The organism is Priestia sp. J2, assembly GCF_020790095.1.
GTDB classification, from domain to species: domain Bacteria; phylum Bacillota; class Bacilli; order Bacillales; family Bacillaceae_H; genus Priestia; species Priestia zanthoxyli.
This window is the reverse complement of record NZ_CP086208.1, coordinates 1,727,545-1,748,106: the sequence shown is the minus strand read 5'-3', so window position 1 is coordinate 1,748,106 and position 20,562 is coordinate 1,727,545. Positions and strand designations below refer to the sequence as shown.

At 34.1% G+C, this 20,562-nt stretch carries 17 protein-coding genes; 4 read left to right on the top strand and 13 right to left on the bottom strand.

Going from position 1 to position 20,562, the window contains the following annotated elements; all coding sequences use genetic code 11:
- The first annotated feature begins 94 nt into the window (after positions 1–94).
- Entirely contained in the window at positions 95–841 is a 747-nt protein-coding gene (locus tag LJY09_RS08865) for a gamma-glutamyl-gamma-aminobutyrate hydrolase family protein (protein ID WP_108674599.1), read from the top strand.
- A gap of 140 nt (positions 842–981) precedes the next feature.
- Here the strand turns inward: LJY09_RS08865 and ppsA are convergent, their stop codons facing one another.
- From ppsA to LJY09_RS08850, 3 genes are all read right to left on the bottom strand, one after another.
- A complete protein-coding gene (gene ppsA / locus LJY09_RS08860; RefSeq protein WP_155010220.1) occupies positions 982–3,588 on the bottom strand; it encodes a phosphoenolpyruvate synthase in 2,607 nt (868 codons plus the stop codon).
- A 368-nt stretch (positions 3,589–3,956) separates the two neighbouring features.
- The gene (locus LJY09_RS08855) at positions 3,957–4,340 is read right to left on the bottom strand and encodes a hypothetical protein (protein ID WP_033578688.1); all 384 of its coding nucleotides are present in this window, start codon (positions 4,338–4,340) and stop codon (positions 3,957–3,959) included.
- 361 nt (positions 4,341–4,701) lie between these two features.
- Positions 4,702–5,847 carry a M20 family metallopeptidase gene (locus LJY09_RS08850; RefSeq protein WP_223546515.1) on the bottom strand — a complete coding sequence of 382 codons (1,146 nt, stop codon included), beginning with the start codon at positions 5,845–5,847 and terminating at the stop codon, positions 4,702–4,704.
- Positions 5,848–6,224: 377 nt separating this feature from the next.
- Between LJY09_RS08850 and LJY09_RS08845 the strand changes: the two genes are divergently transcribed.
- Both LJY09_RS08845 and LJY09_RS08840 read left to right on the top strand, forming a co-directional pair.
- Complete coding sequence (locus tag LJY09_RS08845) at positions 6,225–7,652, top strand: YfcC family protein (RefSeq protein WP_098999829.1); 1,428 nt, start codon at positions 6,225–6,227, stop codon at positions 7,650–7,652.
- A gap of 59 nt (positions 7,653–7,711) precedes the next feature.
- Positions 7,712–9,823 (top strand): sigma-54 interaction domain-containing protein, encoded by a 2,112-nt coding sequence (locus LJY09_RS08840; RefSeq protein ID WP_155010221.1) that lies wholly within the window; start codon positions 7,712–7,714, stop codon positions 9,821–9,823.
- 34 nt (positions 9,824–9,857) lie between these two features.
- Here the strand turns inward: LJY09_RS08840 and LJY09_RS08835 are convergent, their stop codons facing one another.
- The 8 genes from LJY09_RS08835 to LJY09_RS08800 all read right to left on the bottom strand — a co-directional run bounded on the left by LJY09_RS08835 (position 9,858) and on the right by LJY09_RS08800 (position 16,773).
- The gene (locus LJY09_RS08835; RefSeq protein WP_098999827.1) at positions 9,858–10,235 is read right to left on the bottom strand and encodes an SMI1/KNR4 family protein; all 378 of its coding nucleotides are present in this window, start codon (positions 10,233–10,235) and stop codon (positions 9,858–9,860) included.
- Positions 10,236–10,248: 13 nt separating this feature from the next.
- Positions 10,249–10,764, bottom strand: coding sequence for an SMI1/KNR4 family protein (locus LJY09_RS08830; RefSeq protein ID WP_034264737.1), 516 nt, complete (start codon positions 10,762–10,764; stop codon positions 10,249–10,251).
- 120 nt (positions 10,765–10,884) lie between these two features.
- Positions 10,885–11,217: a YolD-like family protein gene (locus tag LJY09_RS08825; RefSeq protein ID WP_098999826.1), complete on the bottom strand. Its 333-nt coding sequence runs from the start codon at positions 11,215–11,217 to the stop codon at positions 10,885–10,887.
- A gap of 14 nt (positions 11,218–11,231) precedes the next feature.
- Positions 11,232–12,497 carry a Y-family DNA polymerase gene (locus tag LJY09_RS08820; protein WP_228307676.1) on the bottom strand — a complete coding sequence of 422 codons (1,266 nt, stop codon included), beginning with the start codon at positions 12,495–12,497 and terminating at the stop codon, positions 11,232–11,234.
- Between the two features lie 919 nt (positions 12,498–13,416).
- Complete coding sequence (locus LJY09_RS08815) at positions 13,417–14,139, bottom strand: MAE_28990/MAE_18760 family HEPN-like nuclease (RefSeq protein ID WP_228307675.1); 723 nt, start codon at positions 14,137–14,139, stop codon at positions 13,417–13,419.
- Between the two features lie 4 nt (positions 14,140–14,143).
- A complete protein-coding gene (locus LJY09_RS08810; RefSeq protein ID WP_228307674.1) occupies positions 14,144–15,181 on the bottom strand; it encodes a DUF262 domain-containing protein in 1,038 nt (345 codons plus the stop codon).
- Between the two features lie 133 nt (positions 15,182–15,314).
- A complete protein-coding gene (locus LJY09_RS08805) occupies positions 15,315–16,367 on the bottom strand; it encodes a DNA cytosine methyltransferase (protein ID WP_228307673.1) in 1,053 nt (350 codons plus the stop codon).
- A gap of 175 nt (positions 16,368–16,542) precedes the next feature.
- Positions 16,543–16,773, bottom strand: a complete 231-nt coding sequence (locus LJY09_RS08800) for a DNA-binding protein (protein ID WP_228307672.1) — start codon at positions 16,771–16,773, stop codon at positions 16,543–16,545.
- A gap of 667 nt (positions 16,774–17,440) precedes the next feature.
- On the opposite strand from LJY09_RS08800, the gene LJY09_RS08795 reads away from it, so the two are divergent.
- On the top strand, positions 17,441–17,626 hold the full coding sequence (locus LJY09_RS08795) for a hypothetical protein (protein ID WP_228307671.1): 186 nt from the start codon (positions 17,441–17,443) through the stop codon (positions 17,624–17,626).
- A gap of 364 nt (positions 17,627–17,990) precedes the next feature.
- On the opposite strand, the gene LJY09_RS08790 is transcribed toward LJY09_RS08795, so the two are convergent.
- Positions 17,991–19,217 (bottom strand): hypothetical protein, encoded by a 1,227-nt coding sequence (locus LJY09_RS08790; RefSeq protein ID WP_228307670.1) that lies wholly within the window; start codon positions 19,215–19,217, stop codon positions 17,991–17,993.
- A gap of 1,067 nt (positions 19,218–20,284) precedes the next feature.
- The gene (locus LJY09_RS08785) at positions 20,285–20,509 is read right to left on the bottom strand and encodes a hypothetical protein (protein WP_011106165.1); all 225 of its coding nucleotides are present in this window, start codon (positions 20,507–20,509) and stop codon (positions 20,285–20,287) included.
- Between the last annotated feature and the right edge of the window lie 53 nt (positions 20,510–20,562).

Below are 20,562 nucleotides of genomic sequence, written 5' to 3'. Positions count from 1 at the left end.
TATAAAGCAAGCGATTGAAAACACTTTATCAACGCAGTAAAAAAGAAAAAACATCTTAAGAAATGGTAATTTAACAAAAAAGGAGAAAACAACAGTGGGATTTTTAATTGGTATATCAGGAAGCATTATTGTGGATCAAGGAGGACGCTTTCCAGGCTATAAGCGAGCGTATGTGAATAACGACTATATCGAATCAACAGCGCTAAGCGGCGGAGTTCCTTTTATCTTGCCAGTACTAGAAGATGAAGAAATGATTAAAGCGCAGGCAGAAAGTATAGACGGGTTGATTTTATCAGGTGGACAAGACGTCAATCCCCTTTTATACGGTGAAGAACCGACAACCAAAACAGGTTCACCTTTTTTAGCACGAGATCAGTCTGAACATCTATTGTTAAAGCATGTGATTGATCAAGGAAAGCCCGTATTAGCGATTTGCCGCGGTTTACAAATTTTAAACGTTGCTTACGGCGGCACGCTTTATCAAGACATGTCAGACATTAAAGAGTCATTTATCAAACATGATCAATACAACAATACAAGCGACCCTTCTCATTCCATCATGATTAAAGACGGAACACGCCTACATGACCTTTACGGTAATCAAGCTCTTATTAATTCATTTCACCATCAAGCGATTAAAGACGTAGCGTCAGGCTTTGAAGTTTCCGCATGGGCAAAAGACGGAGTCATTGAAGCCATTGAAAAACAAGGAAATCAATTTGTAGTCGGCGTCCAGTGGCATCCAGAAATGATGGCAAAAGAACATAATTCAATGCTGAACTTGTTTAAGCTGTTTATGGAGCATGTGCAGCAGACAGCTACGAAAAAAGTCAGCATTTGACGTTTCAATCTACTTTGTTACCAATATAAAAAAGGCAGGCCATTGTGGCCTGCCTTTTTGTATGAACTGAAGATGCGCAAAGAAATCTAGACAAATCTTCATCTATTAATTAGATAAAATAGTGCAAGTATTTTTGGCTTTTACAGTATTTCAATATACCCTTCTGTTCCATGTACGCGAATTCGCTGACCGTCTTTTATTAGCCGAGTAGCATTCTCTACTCCGACAACCGCGGGCAATCCGTATTCGCGGGCAATGACTGCGCCGTGAGTCATCAGTCCCCCAACTTCCGTAACAAGCCCCTTTATCCCTACGAATAACGGGGTCCAGCTAGGGTCAGTAAAGGAAGTGACTAATATATCTCCATCTGATAGATTAGCTTTTTCCATGTTTAAAATGACGCGCGCTCGCCCTTCTATCACTCCGGAAGAAACCGGTAAACCTACAATTGCTTGGGACGGAAGGTTTTCTCGTTTATACGCACCTGTAATAATTTCACCTTGAGACGTAATCACACGCGGAGGTGTTAGCTTTTCATATAATTTGTACTCTTCTTTTCGTTTACTGATGATTTGGTAATCCAGTTTATGTGTGCGCACAACTTCTTGAAGTTCTTCAAATGTCAAATAGTATATATCTTCTAGTTCATCAATAACGCGGGCTTTTACTAGCAGAGCGGCTTCTTTCAGGAGAGCCTGCTTATAAACAAAATAACGGTTAATCATCCCGTATTTGGGATATTCACGATAACCGATAAAATTTCGGAGGAGATCAATTCTTTCTTTTGTTTCTTTTGCTTTTTGTTCGCCATCGGGCAATTGCTTTAATCTACTTAATAGCTCTTTCTCTTTTTTTAAGGCTTCCTGCAAACCTTTTTCAAATTTTTGTTTGCTGGCGTTAGCCTCAAAGTTTTTAATATTACCAAGAATCACAGGGATAAGTGCAGCTGGCTTTTCGCTCCACCGAGTTTTCGTAATATCGATTTCGCCGGGACATCGCATTCCGTATTTGCTGAGATAATCATAGATAGCGTCTTTGGTTTCCTGTCCGCCTTCTAACTTAACCAGGTTCTCCAAAAAGTTATCATCTTTTACATGTTTTAAATAATGAATAACTTCTGGATAAGGACGAATTACATCTGCGACATCCAATAGCGCCAGACCCATTTCTGAAGTAATATTGTTTGGTACAGATTGAGAAAGCGCGTCTGCTGCGTTTTTTTCACCTAACCATGTCTCCATTTTTTCATTAATCCATGATGAAGCATCCATAGCGGCCATAAACACAGCTGTACTTTGTGGATCAAATAAATTCTTCTTTAATGTCCCGATATCTTCTGAAATAAAATCGACTAATTCCGACCCTGACTTCGTTTGGATGGTTTGTTTTAGCTCTTTTATTGCTGCTTGATTCTTCTTGATCAAGTCAAAAACGATCGTAAAGTCGTTTTCGATTTGTACCTTAGGCTTAGTAGGCGGCACGCTTTTATTGCTTTTACCGGAACTTTGATCATTAGATAAAAATTTTATGAAATCTCCTCGCTCTATTATGCTTGTAAGTGCGTCTTTCATGAGCGGATCATGCTGTCCCATGGCACCTAACATCATTTTTCTGCTGTCAGGTGAAGCCAGCATAGGGGTGACATCAACAAACAGCCTTCCACCGGCTGTACGCATCGGTGCATTAGTCGTTAACAGAAAAAAAGACAATCCCAGTGGTTTCATGGCATCGGTCATCATTTGTTGGTGTCCAACAGATACATACACGTGATTTTCTTGATCAGCTGCTTCTGGAATTGGATATAAAGTAGTGATTGGACGACTTTGGACAATATAAAATGTATCATCAGCCAAGCACCATTCAATATCTTGAGGACAATCAAAATAAGCTTCAAGCTGTCTTCCAACGCGTTCTAATTGTAAAATTTGAGAGTCAGTGAGCGCTTGATTTTTTTGCAGATCAGAAGGAACTTCCTTGGTTTCTGTTCCACCTTCTTTTAATCCGTAGATAGCTACCTTTTTAGCTGCTATTTTTTTATCGACGATTTCTCCTTCTTGTACTTTATAGCAATCGGCGGATACCAAACCAGATACCAGCGCTTCTCCAAGTCCAAATCCTGCATCAATGGATAGCAGCTTTCGATTAGAAGTGACTGGGTCAGCGGTAAACAAAATACCTGAAGCCTGCGGGAAAACCATTCGTTGAACAATAACCGATGCGTGCACTTGACTATGGTCAAATCCATTTTTTATACGGTAGGTTACCGCGCGATTTGTAAACAGGGAAGCCCAGCATTTGCTAATGTGCTCAAGGATGGCTTCTTTGCCTCTGAGATTTAAATAGGTGTCATGCTGACCAGCAAAAGAAGCATGTGGCAGATCTTCAGCTGTCGCACTTGAACGAACTGCATAAGCATGCTCTTCCCCAAACTGAGAGAGAGAATGAATAACTGCTTTTACAACGTCAGAAGGAATTTTTATTTCCATAATGGTTTGGCGAATTTTTTCGCTGATTTCACCAATTTGATCTCGATCATCAGCATTTAGCATCGTCAGCTGGTTCAGTAACGCTTGAAATGTTTCATTTTGTTCAAGAGCTTTTTGATACCCGGCCGCTGTCACGCAAAATCCTTCCGGTACTTGTATTCCTTGAATTTTTGATAACGCGCCTAAATTTAAAGCTTTTCCTCCAACAAGTGAAAGCTGTGTATCTTTTATTTCTTGAAAGCTAAGAACTAAAGAGTTCATTCAACATCTCTCCTAACCGGTAATGTTTTATTGATTTTACCAGCAGTAAATGAGAATAAACAGTCTATATCGGCATTTTTTTATGTGGTATAATTAAAGTAGGAAGAGAAATACACAACTTTTTGTTTGCGTTTACATATTTGGGAGTTGTATAACTAACTTATCTAATTGATTTGTATCCTTTTTAAAGCAGATAAGCACACGCCTCATAACGCTGCTATTCTTCCCTCCTCGTTTGACTGCAAGAGCATTTTTTTCAATGTTTTTAATCACTTTATCTTCTCATACAGAATGAATTTCTTTTTACCCCTTCTTTCAGCTAGTCATCTGAAGAGTCTGGCCCATCAAATGACTAACTCTCTTTTTTGCTATTTTGAAACCATAGCGTTACGAATGTATCTCTTCGCTCGCTTTCTAGCAACTGTATAAACAATCATCTGCAGTACAAGCGCCGCAAGGCTTATGAGTACGATTTGCTCAACCGAAGTAACAGGCGAAAAGTATTTTTCCCATTTTGGATCAGGAAGTCTTAACGCGTTATAAAAATATGAAGTACTAAAAGAAACGATATTTCCTAAAATAAGTGACAAATCTGCTCTAATCAGCCCGCTTAGATAAGATAGTACGACTGTAACCATGGCCATGATTATATAGTTTATTTTTGAATCATCTTCAAAATCTTTTCGTATAGATAGATAAACATATGGAATGCAGTAAATGGTAAAAATTATAAAAGGAAGTATTCTTCTCATATAGTAATCTCTCCAATATTTAGGATTCGACATAGTTCTCTATTATTATAAATGAACGAAGAGAATTTTTTCCAGTTTTTTGTGCACAGCGAGTGTAGAAATACCCATATGTATCATGATTGTTTGTAAAATCATTTCTTAAGGCAAAGTAAAAAGCACTCTTGTGAGTGCTTTTTTACAGCATATTTATTTAAGCAGCACATGTGTTTATTCAACTATTCTTTGTTTACTAAAGAATAGTGCGTCTTTATATACTACTGCTGCGCTCATAGAGTTTTTAATTGTAACTGAACTTTTTCATTTTCACGCCCGGCGTACTGTTTTTCCGTTTGGCTAAAATGATTAAATTGTAGTGTAATCCTTATATTTTCAACAATAAATTAGCCAATAAAGATGAACGTTCAGCTAGCTTATCAATTTGTATATGTTCATGCGCAGCATGAATTCCTTTACCACAAGCACCTAAACCATCCAGTGTAGGAGTACCTATCGCGGCGGTGAAATTTCCATCACTGCCCCCTCCAACAGCTTCCTCTGTTAACGCTATATCTAATTCGTTAGCAATAGATTGAGCGCATTCGAATAGTTCCTTTGTTTGTTCAGTTTTGACCATAGGAGGTCGATTCATCCCGCCAGTTACTTCAAGTTTGATTCCTTTTGAAAGTGGTTTTAAGTTTAAAATGATGTCCGTCACTCTTTTTGCCTCTTCTTCTGTCGAGACACGCAAATCAATATTTGCTTCTGCGTATTCGGGAACCACGTTTATTCCACTTCCTCCAGTAATTGTTCCCACATTAACAGTTGTCCCTTTTTGATAGTCAGTTAATCTTTGTAGTACTATTACTTGTTTAGCTAATTCTTCAATCGCATTTACACCGTCTTCATGATGATTACCGGCATGAGCTGCACGTCCCCATATTTTTAAGTTGAAAATCCCTGCCCCTTTACGAGAAGTCTTTAAGGCTCCTGAACCAGCCACAGCAGGCTCAGCAACGAGCACGGCTTCACTTTTTTTAGCTTCCTCTTCAATATATTTTTTAGAGGCAATCGAACCAATTTCTTCATCGGAGTTGCAAAGAAAAACAATTTTTTTATTAAGAGGAAGCTGCAATTCTTGAATTGCTTTTATTGCCCATAGAGATTGAATAATTCCCCCTTTCATATCCAAGATTCCAGGGCCAAACAACTTGTTTCCTTCTTTTTTAAGTTTAAGTCTACCTTTCTCCCAAACCGTATCAAAATGTCCTATAATTAAAATTTGTTGTTCTCCTTTTCCTATTGTAAACTTCATGTGATTTCCCACTTTATCTTCTTTTATTACTTCATAGTGTTCCACATCTAATCGGTATTGGAACAGGTCAGTTAAATATGCACCACATTCGTCTACTAACTTTTTATTACGTGAAGGCGATTCTTTTTTTACAAATTTAATTAAATCATCTAGCATAGCTTGTTCATGTTCTTCTAAATAACTATGAATAGTTTGCGGTGTTAACAACTTACCCAATATAATTCCTCCTCTGAGCTCTACAATATCTGTTTGGTGAGCCGTACGCGGCCTCAATTAATACCAATGCAAGAACCTTGCCAACTTTGTTTTCTTAGTAAATTTGTATATTTTTAATTTACTTTCTTTTTATAGGATGTTTTTTGTTTGGTTAATAACCTATAAACGATCCTATAAATTCTATTCTTTTAATGTAAAATACTTTAAAGGCTTAATTTAGGGGTTTAAGTATTTGGCATGCTTTTTGCATTTATTGTAAGTGTGTAAAGTAACAAAAATTTTCAGGGGTTTAAAATTCTGAATAATTAAAATCATTAGAGAGGAGCGAGCATTTTTCTGAACTGTGTACAAGTTAAATTGAAGGGGGATTTATATTTATGCAATCTACAGCTGAAAAAACAGTCCATAAACCTATTAAACGTAAGTTATTTAAACCTGACGCCTATGTCCTTTTATTTTATATTTTAATCTTCTGCACTATTGCTACGTACCTTGTTCCATCTGGAGTATTTGATCGAGTAAAAAAAGGTGACATTACCATGACCGTTCCTGGAAGCTATCACTTGGTTAAGTCCACTCCTGTTAATTTCCTTGAGATTTTTACAGCTATTCAAGCTGGAATGGTAGCTGGAGCGCCCCTAATTTTCCTTATTTTATTTACAGGTGGCGCACTAGCTGTTATTGATAAAACCGGAGCCATTGATACATTTATTCGTAATGTTATAAATTTATGTAAAGGAAGAGTTCTTCTTCTTATCATTCCTATTTGTTTAATGTTTTCTATACTAGGCACCACAGGTATCATTGTTAATTCTGTTATAGCTTTTATTCCAATAGGAGTAATGATTGCGCGTAAATTAAAATCAGATGCCATTTTTGGCGTATCTCTTATCTATCTTGGTACGTATGCAGGATGGAATGTTTCATTAATAAGTCCACAAACCTTAGGGTTATCCCAACGAATTGCGGAGCTTCCTTTGTTATCTGGGATGAGTTTTCGTATTGTGATTTATCTAACTTTTCTATTGTGTACCATATGTTATATCTATTGGTATGCACGTAAAATCAAGAAGGATATTAGCCAAAGTATTTTGGGTTTAGACCGTTTTCCTAATTCTTTAGGTATAAACGAGAACGAAATAAAAACAGAGAAATTAACATTGCAACACAAAATTGTTTTATTATTTTCAGGAGGTTCTCTATTAGCATTCATTATCTGCACACTTATCTTTAAATGGACTGAAAACGAGATGGCAGGCTTGTTTATTTTTATTGCTATAGGTGCAGGGATTATTTCTCGTATGAAAGTTAATGATATTGCTAAAACATTCATGGATGGATGTCAAAAACTTGTATATGGAGCTTTAATTGTAGGAATGGCACGCGCAGTCATTATTTTGCTTGAGCAAGGCCAACTTTTAGATACAATTGTTCATGGCCTTTCAACTCTTTTAGCGCCCCTTTCTCCAGTTACTGGAACGTTAGGTATGTTCATAGGTAGTGCCGCTATTCACTTTTTAATTTCATCTGGCTCTGGTGAATCAACGATGTTAATGCCAATACTAGTACCGCTTGCAGATTTGTTACACATTACCCGTCAAGTAGCCGTACAGTCCGTTTTGTTTGGTGAGGGAGTAGTAAACTGTATTAATCCAACATCAGGGGTTTTAATGGCTATATTGGCTACTAGTGGTATCTCATATGGTAAATGGCTGAGATTTATGATTCCTTTAACTGTTATCTGGGCTGTATTGGCTGCTATCTTTTTAACGATTGGTGTATTAATAAAATGGGGTCCTTTTTAATTCCATTTAAAATCTGATAGAATAAGAGCAAAATGCAACCGTGGGGTAAGGAGAAAATAATGAAAAAACCTACTATACTTCTGGTGACTATCAGTAAAAAAGTATGCAAAACATTTGAGGGAAATCTAAGGATGTTTTTTGGATCGAAAATTCGTATTGAGACATGTTATGAATCTCTACAATTAAATAAGGAGATGATCAATAAAGCAGATTTGGTTGTATTATCAAGCCCAGTGCTTGAAGATACTATTAAAGTCCTGAAACCGAGCATTCCTGTTATGCTTGCTAGACGATCTATCCGAATTGCGAAGCTAGAGCAACTTCTAGATTTGGCTCCTCAAACAAAAATTTTATTGGTTACTAATTATATACAGAATGTTAGAGATTCTATTGACCTTCTGCATGCGTTTGGTTTTGGTCATTTAACATTAATTCCTTATGTGCCAGGAGTTACAAATGCCAAAGAGACTCACAACATCGAGCTGGCAATTACACTTGGACAAGTTGAGTTAGTTCCTAGTCATATAAAAAAAATTATTGATTTAGAGAACCGACCTATCGATCTAACAACTATGCTCGATATTGCTCGTCTTTTAAATCTATCTTTAGAAAATGCTCATTTTTATACAGCAGAATTCTTTAGGGATTTTGTGAAAATGGGAAGGAATTTATCATTATCTATTCAGAATGAGAAAGAGTTAACTCAGAAATTAGAATCTGTTTTAAATGCAGTCCACGAAGGAATTGTAGGGCTAGATGAAAAAGGATTCATTACATTAATTAATGAAGATGCTCATCGAATTCTACAACTCCCTTCTATAAACTATATTGGAAAGCATTACAATGAGGTTATACCTAATTTTCAGATTAGTGAAAATTTAAATAAGCAGAAAGAACAACTAGATAGCATATTTCAAATAAATAACCGATCGATGCTAGTGTCTAAAGTCCCATTAACCTTTAATCAAAAATTTACAGGACTGGTCATTACGTTTCAAGATGTTACGAGAGTTCAAAGAATGGAACAAGAAATTAGACGGAAAAGTACAGAACTGGGTCTAACAACTAAATACTCATTTGATAATATTATTGGAAACAGCCATTTAATTGTATCCGCCAAACAGAAAGCAAATCGTTTAGCTCAAAGTGACTATACAGTTTTGATCACTGGAGAGAATGGGACAGGAAAAGAAGTCTTTGCCCAAGCCATACATAATGATTCTGAAAGGAAAGATGGACCGTTTGTAGCAGTAAATTTTGCAGGGTTAACCGAGACTTTAATCGAAAGTGAATTGTTTGGTTATGAGGGTGGAGCATTTACAGGCGCTAAAAAAGAAGGCAAAATGGGATTGTTTGAATTAGCTCATAATGGAACTATTTTTATGGACGAAATTGGAGACGCTTCTTTAAATATTCAAGCATCCCTTTTGCGAGTCCTTCAGGAACGACAGGTAATGCGTGTAGGCGGTCATAAAGTTATACCAATTAATGTACGAGTAATTGCTGCAACCAATAAAAACTTACAGGAAATGATTAAGGAAGGTACGTTTCGAGAAGATTTATATTTTCGGTTCAACGTCTTACCACTAAACATCCCGCCACTTCGAGAAAGAAAAGAAGATTTATTTATATTAATAGATTTCTTCTTTAAGCTAAATAAAAAAAGGTTAACATTTGATTCAATTGTTAAAGATTTTTTAATAAATTATAATTGGCCAGGCAATATACGTGAGCTCGAAAATTTCATTCGCTATTTAATAGTTATCGTCGAAGGTAATACAGTAACTAAAAATCACCTGCCAGATCAAATTTTGTCATCACAAAGGCCTTCTAATTTAGCAAATGATTCATTTTCGGAGATTGAAGAAGCTCTTCTCTTTTTAAAAAATGGAAGGTTCACAGAAGATTATAAATCTATACTAAAAATACTAAAGGTTTTTAAAAAACAGGGCTTAAATATAGGAAGAGGAGTTATGCAAGAAATGCTCCCTTATTTCCTTTCTGATTCACAATTGAGACGTCGGTTAGCTACGTTAAATAAGGTTAAGTGTATTAAAGTCGGAAAGAGAAAACAAGGAACAGAGATTACAGAATTAGGTATAGAAGTACTAAGTCAATTTGAAAATTTGATGACTGCTAATGAAAAAAAGGCTGTTACTCTTTTGGAGTAACGGCCTTTTCGGTAAGTATTTAATTAACCCATAATTAAGTAACATCTTCTACAAACTCTTCTAGAGAATCATATATTTCTAAAGCGTCCCATTCACCCATACCATGTTCAGCTGTAAAAACTGGATAATCTTCATTCGCTATATCAATAAAAAGCGGGTCACCGCCGATTTCTTCATCATACCCTATGACAAACCAGCTTTCTTGCCAATCTCCTTCTTGATTTCCTATAAGGGAATTTGCTTCTAGACCTTCTCTATAGCCTAATTGTCCATCTAAAAACTCGCTTTTAAGATAGATATAATAAGGAGTAGAAAGAATTTCTCCCACTTCATCTTCAAATTCTACTTTCACTGACGTACCTGGAAGTGCTTTAAGAATTTTATAGATTCTCTCTATATCCGGCTTTATCATTTGCTTCTCCCCTTTAATGATCTGTATGATTTATCGTAGCCATCACCCATTCTTCTAAGCTATCTGCTATTACTTCACGCTGTTCCCAATCGTGCCAAAAGGTGATAATTTGGCCGACTTTTCCTCCTTCATCAGGATCCAAGTCTATACAAATATCGTCTCCTCCTCCATTCGTGGCAATCGAAATCCAACGCGGGTTCCACCACAATTCTTTTTTCACTGGTCCAACAGGTTCTACTTCTGGAAAATCTTCAAATTCTCCTCCATCTAAAAGCTCTTTTAAGGTTTGCCACGTATACAGAATCTCCTCTAGAGGTAATAGAGTATAATTTTCAATAACTCCTATATACTCATCGCTCTGTCCATTATGTATCATTAACCAGTCTTTAAGGTTTTGGGGGAAGGTTAGTCCCATCTTTTGTTCAACCGCTGCAATTTCTGATTCAGCAGCTGCTTCGTTAAGTGTTCCTACTGCTTCTGGCCGATTTATTCTCAACCACTGTTCAAATTCATGCCAAACCTGCTTCATTTTAAAAGCCCCCTTATATAACATTACTAAATGAATCTATGAAAATGATCCTGTACTTTTTAAGCTTATACTAATTATGTATGGAAATCTTATGTAAATAAACTGTTTTATTATTTTCTACTACATGAAACGAACATCAATTAGTTCACTTAGCCTCATTTTGTTTGTTTGCTTACATCCTTCATCTATAAAAACAAAGACATCTCCTAGAGAATCAACAAATTGAATAATTCCTGTTTCCGTTATACACTGCCCATGCTTGTAATACGTCAGGTACACTTTTTTATGTGTATGAAGCGCTTCGATCAAAGTGAAATTAATCTGTTCCATTTGATCTTCTGTTAAAAAAGGTTGTGGTATCTCTGCTTGTTTTTTTATAATTTCCTGTAATCCTTTGTATTGCTCTGGCATAGTGGCGAACGGTCGCCATTTTTTCATTCCTCTGTTCTGCATATTATTTTCCTCCTTTATGCTTTATGACCTCCTAGAAGGCCGTTTCGATAACGAGCCGTTGAATGATCGAGATAGCTTGAGGCCCGTAGAACGCTATTCTTTCCATAACGAAGACGAATGTCATCGATCGTTTTTGCAAGTGCATAGGCTCTTTCACGCTGGTCAATGTCTTCAAATAAACTCATTTGCTCCTCTTCTTGAATGCGTGTGTTCGATAAGGAAATGCCAATGGAGCGAATCGGCATTCCACTATCAAACGTATGTAAAATGGTTAAACAGTACGGAAAGATATCTTGACTTAAGTTCGAAGCTCTCCCCATTTTCTTTTGTCTGGAGAAGCCTCCACCTGTTTGTTTGCTGTAGCCAATGGATAAATGGATCGTTTGAGCCACCACTTGATGCATGCGTAAGCGAAAACAGACATCGTCCAATAGCTCCAACAGCAATAACTCCACTTCTTTTCGGTTTGTATAATCACGGAATAGAATTTGACTCTTTCCAAAGGAACGAGAGCTAGGAATGTAGACATCAGAAATGCGACTGTAATCAATGCCATTCGCATGTTGGTGCAACTCTTCGCCTAGTATGCCAAATTCCTTTTGTAACATCTCTTTTGAAGAAAGAGCGAGTTCTTTGATAGAGTGAATGCCCAAACGATTTAAGCGTCTTTCTGTAGCAGACGAGATTCCCCAGAAATCCTTCATCGGATGAATGGACCACAACTTAAAGGGAATATCCTCATATCGCCAATACGCAACTCCTGTTGGGCTATTCTTAGCCTCATGATCTAAGCTCACCTTCGCCAGTAAGAGATTCGGACCGATGCCTGCGGTAGCTGTCAGCCGTGTCTTGCGATAAATCTCGTTGATGATTTTATGGGCTAATTCTTCTGGTGTTTTAGCGAATAAATGCAAAGAAGCTGTCGCATCAATAAACAACTCATCAATGCTATAGGCATGAAAGTCTTCAGGAGCCACATACTGTAACACCAAACTCGAAATATAGTTCGAAGCCTTGATATATCTCTCCATGGATGGATTCACCACATGGATATCTTTCCTTTTAGGAATGTCTAAAAGGCGACTTCCTGTTTTGATCCCTTCTTTCTTTAATAAGGGTGTGGCAGCTAACACAACCGATCCTGACCTTTTGATATCTCCTACTACCGCAAGCCTTGTTTTCAACGGATCTAAGCCCCGTATGACAGAAGAAACGGAAGCAAAGAACGCCTTCATGTCGATACATATAATCACTCTGTTTGGTAGCTGCCCATAATCCATCGAAAGAACTCTTTAAAAAAGAACGTTTGTTCTCTATATTATATACGAACAAACGTTCTTTATTCAACAAAAACTCTAAATTTTTCCCGATTATTGTAATCATCATAAAGAATATAAGGCAAAATAATTAATAGAAAACTATTAAATGTTTATTTAAACTTGCGAAGTGAATAATAAGAATGATTTATTGAAGAAAAAGCTCTTCATCTTAAGAATAGTGATATAATTTTGGTGTTATTTACCTTGATAGTCAGAACATCTTGGGTATATAGAAAACTAACTTTCTGCAGTTGATAAAATAAATGATGGACTTATAAATCTCCACTAAATAACAACAGGAATTCCTTTGTAAGTTAAATTATTTGCTAACTCTAACTTTGCCTAAAACAGTTGAAAATAGGTGTCGTTTTTAATTTTTTGAATTATATGAAAAATTTTAATAAATTTATTATTCCATGCAGAATTAAGGGAATTATTATATGAGGTTAAAGTGTTCACAGCAAACAGCGATATGACTGAGTTGCATGAAATGCCTTTTATTTATTTTAACTTTGATGTTAACTTCAATATTATTATAGAATTAATGAGTTAACCCGAAAAAGGATATATATAAGTTAAAAATCACAATCCAATTAAGTTTACTCCGGAGATTAAACTTAATAATGGTGTAAATCACCTGCTCAACATAAAAAATCAAGTTATTAATTGAAGATAAGTGATTTGTAAGAATAGCTAAAAAAAAGAAAGCTAATAAAAGATCAGGATTTTGAACTGTTTGAAGATGATAATGGAGAAGCTAAAGAAGCGAAATTGATGATACAAATTCACTTCTGGATTGCTCACTAACAAAGTTAGATATTAACAAAAAGGATAGCATTAAAAGCTATCCTTTTTGTTAATATCGGTTACAATTTAAGTTTTAGCTTGTAACAAATCTATACTGCTGATTATCAATATAGTCTGTTACAGATTGATTTAAAAGTTTTAGATAATCAATTATTTCGTTTTTATACACTTCTAAATCCTCTAGGGCAGAATCCCTTGCACTGTCAATAAATGAAACGTTTCCATGAGCAATAGTATTTCTTTTAACCTTTATTTCTCTGAGACCTGCTCCTACATTTGAACCATGGTTTGTTGGTGTCATTAAACCATGATTTTTAAAAAGTTCTTTAATTACTCTAATATCTACATTTCCACTAAGGTTAATATCTTTCTCTGTAAGAGAAATTTTTTCTCCCCCTATAACAAAACTAATCATCTCTATAGCTTTATCTTTATGCTGATTAAAATTTGTTGTTGTATGACCCAATGTGTCATAAGAAACGTCAACCCATATCTTTTGCAATTCTTGACGAATATCTGAATACCCAAGGTTTTGTATAGTAATTTCGTCATATATTTTCTGCATAAATGTACGAACCGTTGACTCAATTAAATTATATAACATCAGATAAGCATTGGATTTCAAAATAACCATAAAATCAGAATAGTTTAAAGTTGGACTATTTAATTTATCTTTCAAAATTTTTGATTGCTTCTGATCAAAAAAATTATAGAGTGTTTCTAAACATGAAAAAAAATAATTAACTTCATTTAATCGTTTATTAAATTCTAAATCTGTACTGTAAGTTATTGTCATACTCTCATTCCTCACCCAGTAACTTATCCCGAACAAACTCAATTCTATTTTTCACTCTGGTTTTTGAATTACTTCCGTCTGATGTAGTTAGTTTCTTGAATTCCTCACTTTCTAACCAACTATCAACGTTCTCTGGCACTAAATCTTTATTTTCTCTTAATGCTAAATTAATTCCCACAGCCAAAGCTTCAAACCGTACCCTAGGAGTAGTCTTAGCGCTTTTTGTTTTTCTAAAGCCTTTCGGAAAGTATTTTTTAGCAAATTTCAGCATTCCTTTGAATTCATCCTCCATTTTGCTTGCATCGAAAGAATTCTGTTGAGACTCAATATAGTCGTCAATAAAACTTTGAACCCCATGTTTAAAATTAAGGTAATTATTAGAATAAGCGAAAAATCTTAAAACTAATTCAATATTTTCTTGCCTTTGTAAAAGTTTCTCTGAAATAGGAGCTATATCCAATAAAATTTTATCATTCGCCAGCTTAATAATAAAATCCATAAACTCTCCTCCGAAAGAACCTTTTCTAACCTCTGAATCACTAGCCTTTAAAGAGGAAGTATTTAATCTATTGAAAAGTTCTTTTCTAATATCCTCTTTCGTATTAGACCTTAATACTATTACCCTTAAGGATTTTGAGTTTAACTTTCTTTGCTGAGAAGGTGGTAGATTCTTGAAATAAAAACCGTTAATAGCATCTAGTTTCTTTAGACCAGTTAATTTTAGTTTATTATTTAAAAAAGCTGAAAGAGTACTTATCCTTTGAACCCCATCAACGATTTCTAATTCTCCTGTAGGTGTGTCTGATAAGAAGATCAAGGGAATAGGTAATCCAAGCAATAACGATTCAATGAGCCGAACTTTATAATCCTCTCCCCAAACATATTCCCTTTGATAGTCAGGAACAAAGTATTCTCCTTTATCAAAGTTTTCAACAATAAATGCTATTGGAAAATCTCTAATATCATAATCAACTCTCGATTGTTGCTCCAATATTTGCTTTTCAGCTTTTTTTATTTCCAGAGCTGTAATATCTTCACTCATAATTATTTCTCCTTTAAGTCATCTAAAATCTCAATAGTTCAAAGTGAACTATTAGAATATTTATCGTTTATCTTATCTGATATTAACATGAAAATTTTCATTTGAAAGAATTAACTGTTTTGGATGAAGATATTTAATTACGATTTAAATAAACTAAATGTCTATTTATTGAAACACCTATTACTTCGCCTAATTTTACAGGAACCGCATTTCCAATTTGTATACCTAATGTTCGTAAAGAGAATGGTGCTTCAGGATTTATAAACTTATAATTAATGGGAAATGTCTGTAATAATGCTCCTTCTCTATATGAAATAGCTCTGTTTTGCTCAGGGTGACCAAAACGCCCATTACCATAACCATAGAATTTTGTAGTAATGGTTGGAGCAGGTTTATCCCACTCCATTCTTCCGTATACAGAAGGATAAGATTTCCCTGTTTTCTTTTTATGACAAGCCAACAATAAACTTTCGTCCCAATCTCTCCACGTGCCTCCAGGAATCGATTGTTTGATTCGCTCCATGTTTATACTATTTAGCTTTACACTCCTATGCATTGAATCATCTATAGATTCCTCACCACTTTCAAGTGGGGGTAAAGAACCAATCACATCTCTTACAGTAATATAATTCTCCTTCGTAAAAAGTGGATCAATGAGTTTAATTTCTCCAAGCTTAGAAGCTAATAAGATAAGACGTTTTCTGTTTTGAGGAACTCCATAATCAGGACCAAATACAACTTTCCATTCAACTGAATAATTATTATTTTTCAATAAATTCACAAAATCTAAAAAAACGGTTTCTTTCGATAATTGAGGTACGTTTTCCATAGACACTACATCAGGTTGAACATCCTCTATTATTTTCCCAAAATAACTTAACAAATCCATTTTATTTATTGTGTTTTCATTTTCCTTGTAACGAAGACTATATGAAGAAAAAGGCTGACAAGGTGCACAGCCTATTAATACTTTAATATCAGTGTCTTCAGGATATAAAGATAAAATTTCTTCTCCTGTAACATCCTTGATATCTTTATTAATAAATTGAGCATTATTGTTTGTTTCGTAAGCAAAACTACAAGATTCTTCAATATCATATCCTGCTATGACATCAATACCAGCTTGCTGCACACCATATGTAAGGCCACCTACTCCACAAAATAAATCTATAGCAGCAACCTTCAAGAAATATTCCCCCATTTAACAATTTATTTTTATAGTTATTATCTATATGTAAGTCGATATAATATTTTTATATTACAAATAATCCATTAGATAATAAAGCGTCTCTCATTTTAACAATTCTTTGTTTATCTTACCACTCTCAAAACTTTTAAGGATATTATTAATATTTTTCTTTCTAACTTCTCCTACGTTTGTTATTTCTCGCTTGAACAATATCAGTCTTTAAAAAAAGCTTATCTTTTTTTGCACCTCTAATTGGTATTAACGAACCTCTTTCTACACGTTGATTAATGTTTTGAACAGAGCAACCAATTATTTCTGCTGCTTCTGCTGTATTTACGATTTCATTAGCTAAAAAGTCCATTAATTCTTCTTTTGTTTTAATTTTTAGTTTATAGTCTTTCATTACTAAAACCCCACTAACATGGTAATTATCTACATTAATAATCTCAGCTTGTTCATTGACAAGAAAACGTGCATGCCTTATTCAATGAAGTCCATACTTTAATGTATGTTTTTATTTACACCACTTCTTATAAGAGGCGTTTCTTATTTTGTTTGATGGATTCTAATATATTTTTAAATTAAACTATTTAGCCAAAATGAAAAGCCTACTATGTATCTTTTTATTATAATATTTAAGTTTAAATAAATCAACTTAATGAAGATAGAAATTAAAGACTTTTCTATGTATAATAATTTTTAGTTACAGCTAAATAACGTAACAATAGACTTGTTGCTATTATAGTGGTCTTATATTATATATTCATACGTAAAGAATACAATACAAAAACAGTACACCATGGTCTGGGATATATTTTGTAGACATTGGTGATGGCAAGCATAGAAGCTGGGAAGTTTGTAAAAATTATAGTTTTTTAAGTGCTGGTCAGGGAAGTAAATATAGTAGGCCTATAAGAAAATTAAAGGTTGGAGACAAGATACTTGCCTACTTTAGAGGCAAAGGATATGTAGGGTTTGGAGATATTACATCTCCTGCAGTAATGGCAAAAGGTTTTCAACTGCCTAATAGTACTTTTCTATTTGATAACTCTCTTAAGCAACCAAACATTATGGCAAATAAAAATAATCCTGAACTGGGTGATTGGGCAGTAGGAGTGAAATGGTTAAAGGCATTAGATAGAGAGCTTGCATTGACAAAACCAGGAATCTTTGCAAATCCAAACGTAGTATGTAAATTAAGACATCAACCAACGATTGATTTTCTGGCTTTCCATTATCCTTTAAAAAAAGGCTAAAAAAGATATAGATATATATTATCTTGTTTTAGTAAATTCTTACTTCAGTGAAAATCTTGTGATTGAAACCTATTCAAATCTCCATTATAAATTCAGTCCGAGGAAACAGATTACAACAGTGGTCACTGCTAATTGGTGAACTAGTTCAAATGATTTAGATAATAATGAGACAAATCAACTAAACACAAGTGGATACTTATTTTGAATGAAACGATTTAACCAAAAAGAACCTCCTGTTTTTACATAGAGGTTCTTTTTGGTTATTTAATATCCTAATATAGAGAAACCAATAAAACAAATAAAAACTAGTTGAGACATCTATATTTGTCAGTATGGAATAGGATTACAATTTTAATTGGAGATTTTATTTAAAAGTAAATTCCTCTCTTTCAAAAATTTCATCAAATAAGGGCGAGTTTTTATCATAAGATATTTCCCAGTCCTTTAATATTTCTTTTTCTTTTTCTTTGAGGTTTTTACCGTGATAAGCGCCAAGCTGGAAATATTTAGATCCTAATATTTTATCACCTAAATTCTTAACAGTCTCTTCAACAATCCAATTTAGTGCTGCAGTTGCATCATCTAAATAATCTTGAATTAATTTGAGTTTGTCCAAATAAGCTCTTCTCTCTCTATAATATGACTCATCGGCTTCTTTTCCAAATCTTTTACGAGGGTAAATAGCTATCATTTTATCGTTATCTTTTTCACTCATATATACGAATATATCCATTGCAAGCCAGACTCGATTTGAAAATAATTTTATTGCTATTTCAAGTTCCCTTAACTCTTGAGGCCAAACAGTTTGCCTTACCTCTAAATCAAAGTAACACGTTGAAGAATAAAGTTTATAGAGAATCTCCGGGGGATTAATAATCATACTATTTGTCCAGCTGTTCCAATTATCTAACTCACAAAGTTTTCTCGCCTTTTCAATTAGATTAAAATATACTTGGTTAATCCCTTTAGTTTCCTGTTTACATAACGACAAAAAGTTTTTAATTTTTTCTATGTATTCTTGTTTACTCTCTGTTTTACCATCAACCGAAAGCTTTAATTTATTCCCTAACAAATAATCAGCACAAACATTAAAAACATGGAAGTTATAATTTATGTTTTGAGAATTAGCTATCTTGAATAAATATCCTATAATTGCCATATCGTACATTTCATCGTTTAATGGATCAATTCGTATATCTATTTCTATTGGTTTTTTTTGTAATTCATCATACTTTTTTTCAGTTTTAGTTGTAAAATCTTTCTTGTGCAACAATTTATCAATAAATTTATGAGCACTAGAATCTAAGTTTCCTATTAGCCTTAACTCATAATAGTCAGCTTTTGATCCAGAAACTAAATCTGTAAGTATATCACCAATTTTACTAACATCAAAGTAATTTTCAGTTGATTTTACCTGCGTTACACGCCTCTTAATTTTTAATCCATCTTTCATAGTTCGCGTAATATCAGATTTTTCTTCATCTTTTGGTTCTACACAAATTGTATCCCAATCCTCATTTTCTAAAGAATCGAGAATGCTAACTAATGTTTGAAACATAATTCCACGTGCAGTTATATTTCCTCCACCCATCCAAAAGTCCCCCTGCCTTTTTATTTTGCCAAAAGTAATTATATCTTAGCTTAAGAAGTTAAGGTAGACAAATTAAGAAGGTTATAAGTAATATTTCCCGTCTATTATTATGTGATTGTGAGGGGAGATAGCATGGATTAACAAGCAAAAATAGAGTATTATGCCCCATTTGAAAGAATTATTTTTGCTTAATATAATTTATTATTATATAGATACTTAATATATAAACTATTTTTACGGGGGAACATAATTAATTAGTGAGATATTTGAACTGTTTTCAAACTTGATCCACTTGATAATTCTTGTTGTAATTAACCAACATATAACTATTACTAAAGATGTTGCTAAGCAACAATGTATATGGATATCAGTAACTCCATCTGTATTTAATAATTCACCTACAGAAATTATACTCACTTGGGTAAAAATAGGAACAGTTATGATAATTTCTTGAGTTACATTTCAATGAACCCAAAATTAGCATGACCATTATAACTTCATAAAGTGCCAAACCAAAAATCCTTAGAAAAACATAAAAACGATTAAAAAAATTTTTTTGAGAAATGAAAAGATATGTAAAGATTTTATCTTTGAAGATTTTCTTACGAATGCTCCTCTTGTTTTTCTCATCCCATTATTCGATTTAAAACGTTCGTAAAAGTTCATAAATTTTGGTAGACGTTCGTAATTTTTTTTAAAACTTAAACGAACGATAAAAATAATAGATTTCTTATATAATAAAAAGGTTCGTAAAGGTATACTTTTACGGTCGGTACGTGCAATTTTCTTCAAAAATTATAGAGGTAAAGTCAAGAGTTTTATTTGTAACTTTTTAACGCTGTTTAAATAAAAAGTAAATTACTCCTTCTGCTCATTTGTAAAATTAGAACATTTCCCTCTACAATTATTGATAATTTTCAAATTGCAGAATATAATAATAACAAGAGTTTACCACAGGAAACTTTTTAGCGTACGGTAAATAAGCTTTTAATCATTTAAAATGATTCCCTCATCATGAATAAAAAGAGTGAGAGGTAGCCTGGAACTATCTCTCACTCTTTTTATCATTATTTTACTTGTAGCTCAGCAATCATATCTTCTAGACGCTCTTTCTGTGCTTGAAGCTCTTCCATAGAAGGTTGATAAGATGATATAGTTTGTTGTCCACCATATGCCTGTTTAGGTTGAACCAAACGTTGTAATTGCCCACCGTTTTGTTCATATAAACGGTAGCCTACTGCGCCTACCACTGTTCCTGATACAAATCCCATTAGAAAATCGCGATTAATCATTATAAAACTCCCCCATAATCCTAAGTTTTTTATATCAATTCATACAAAAGGTA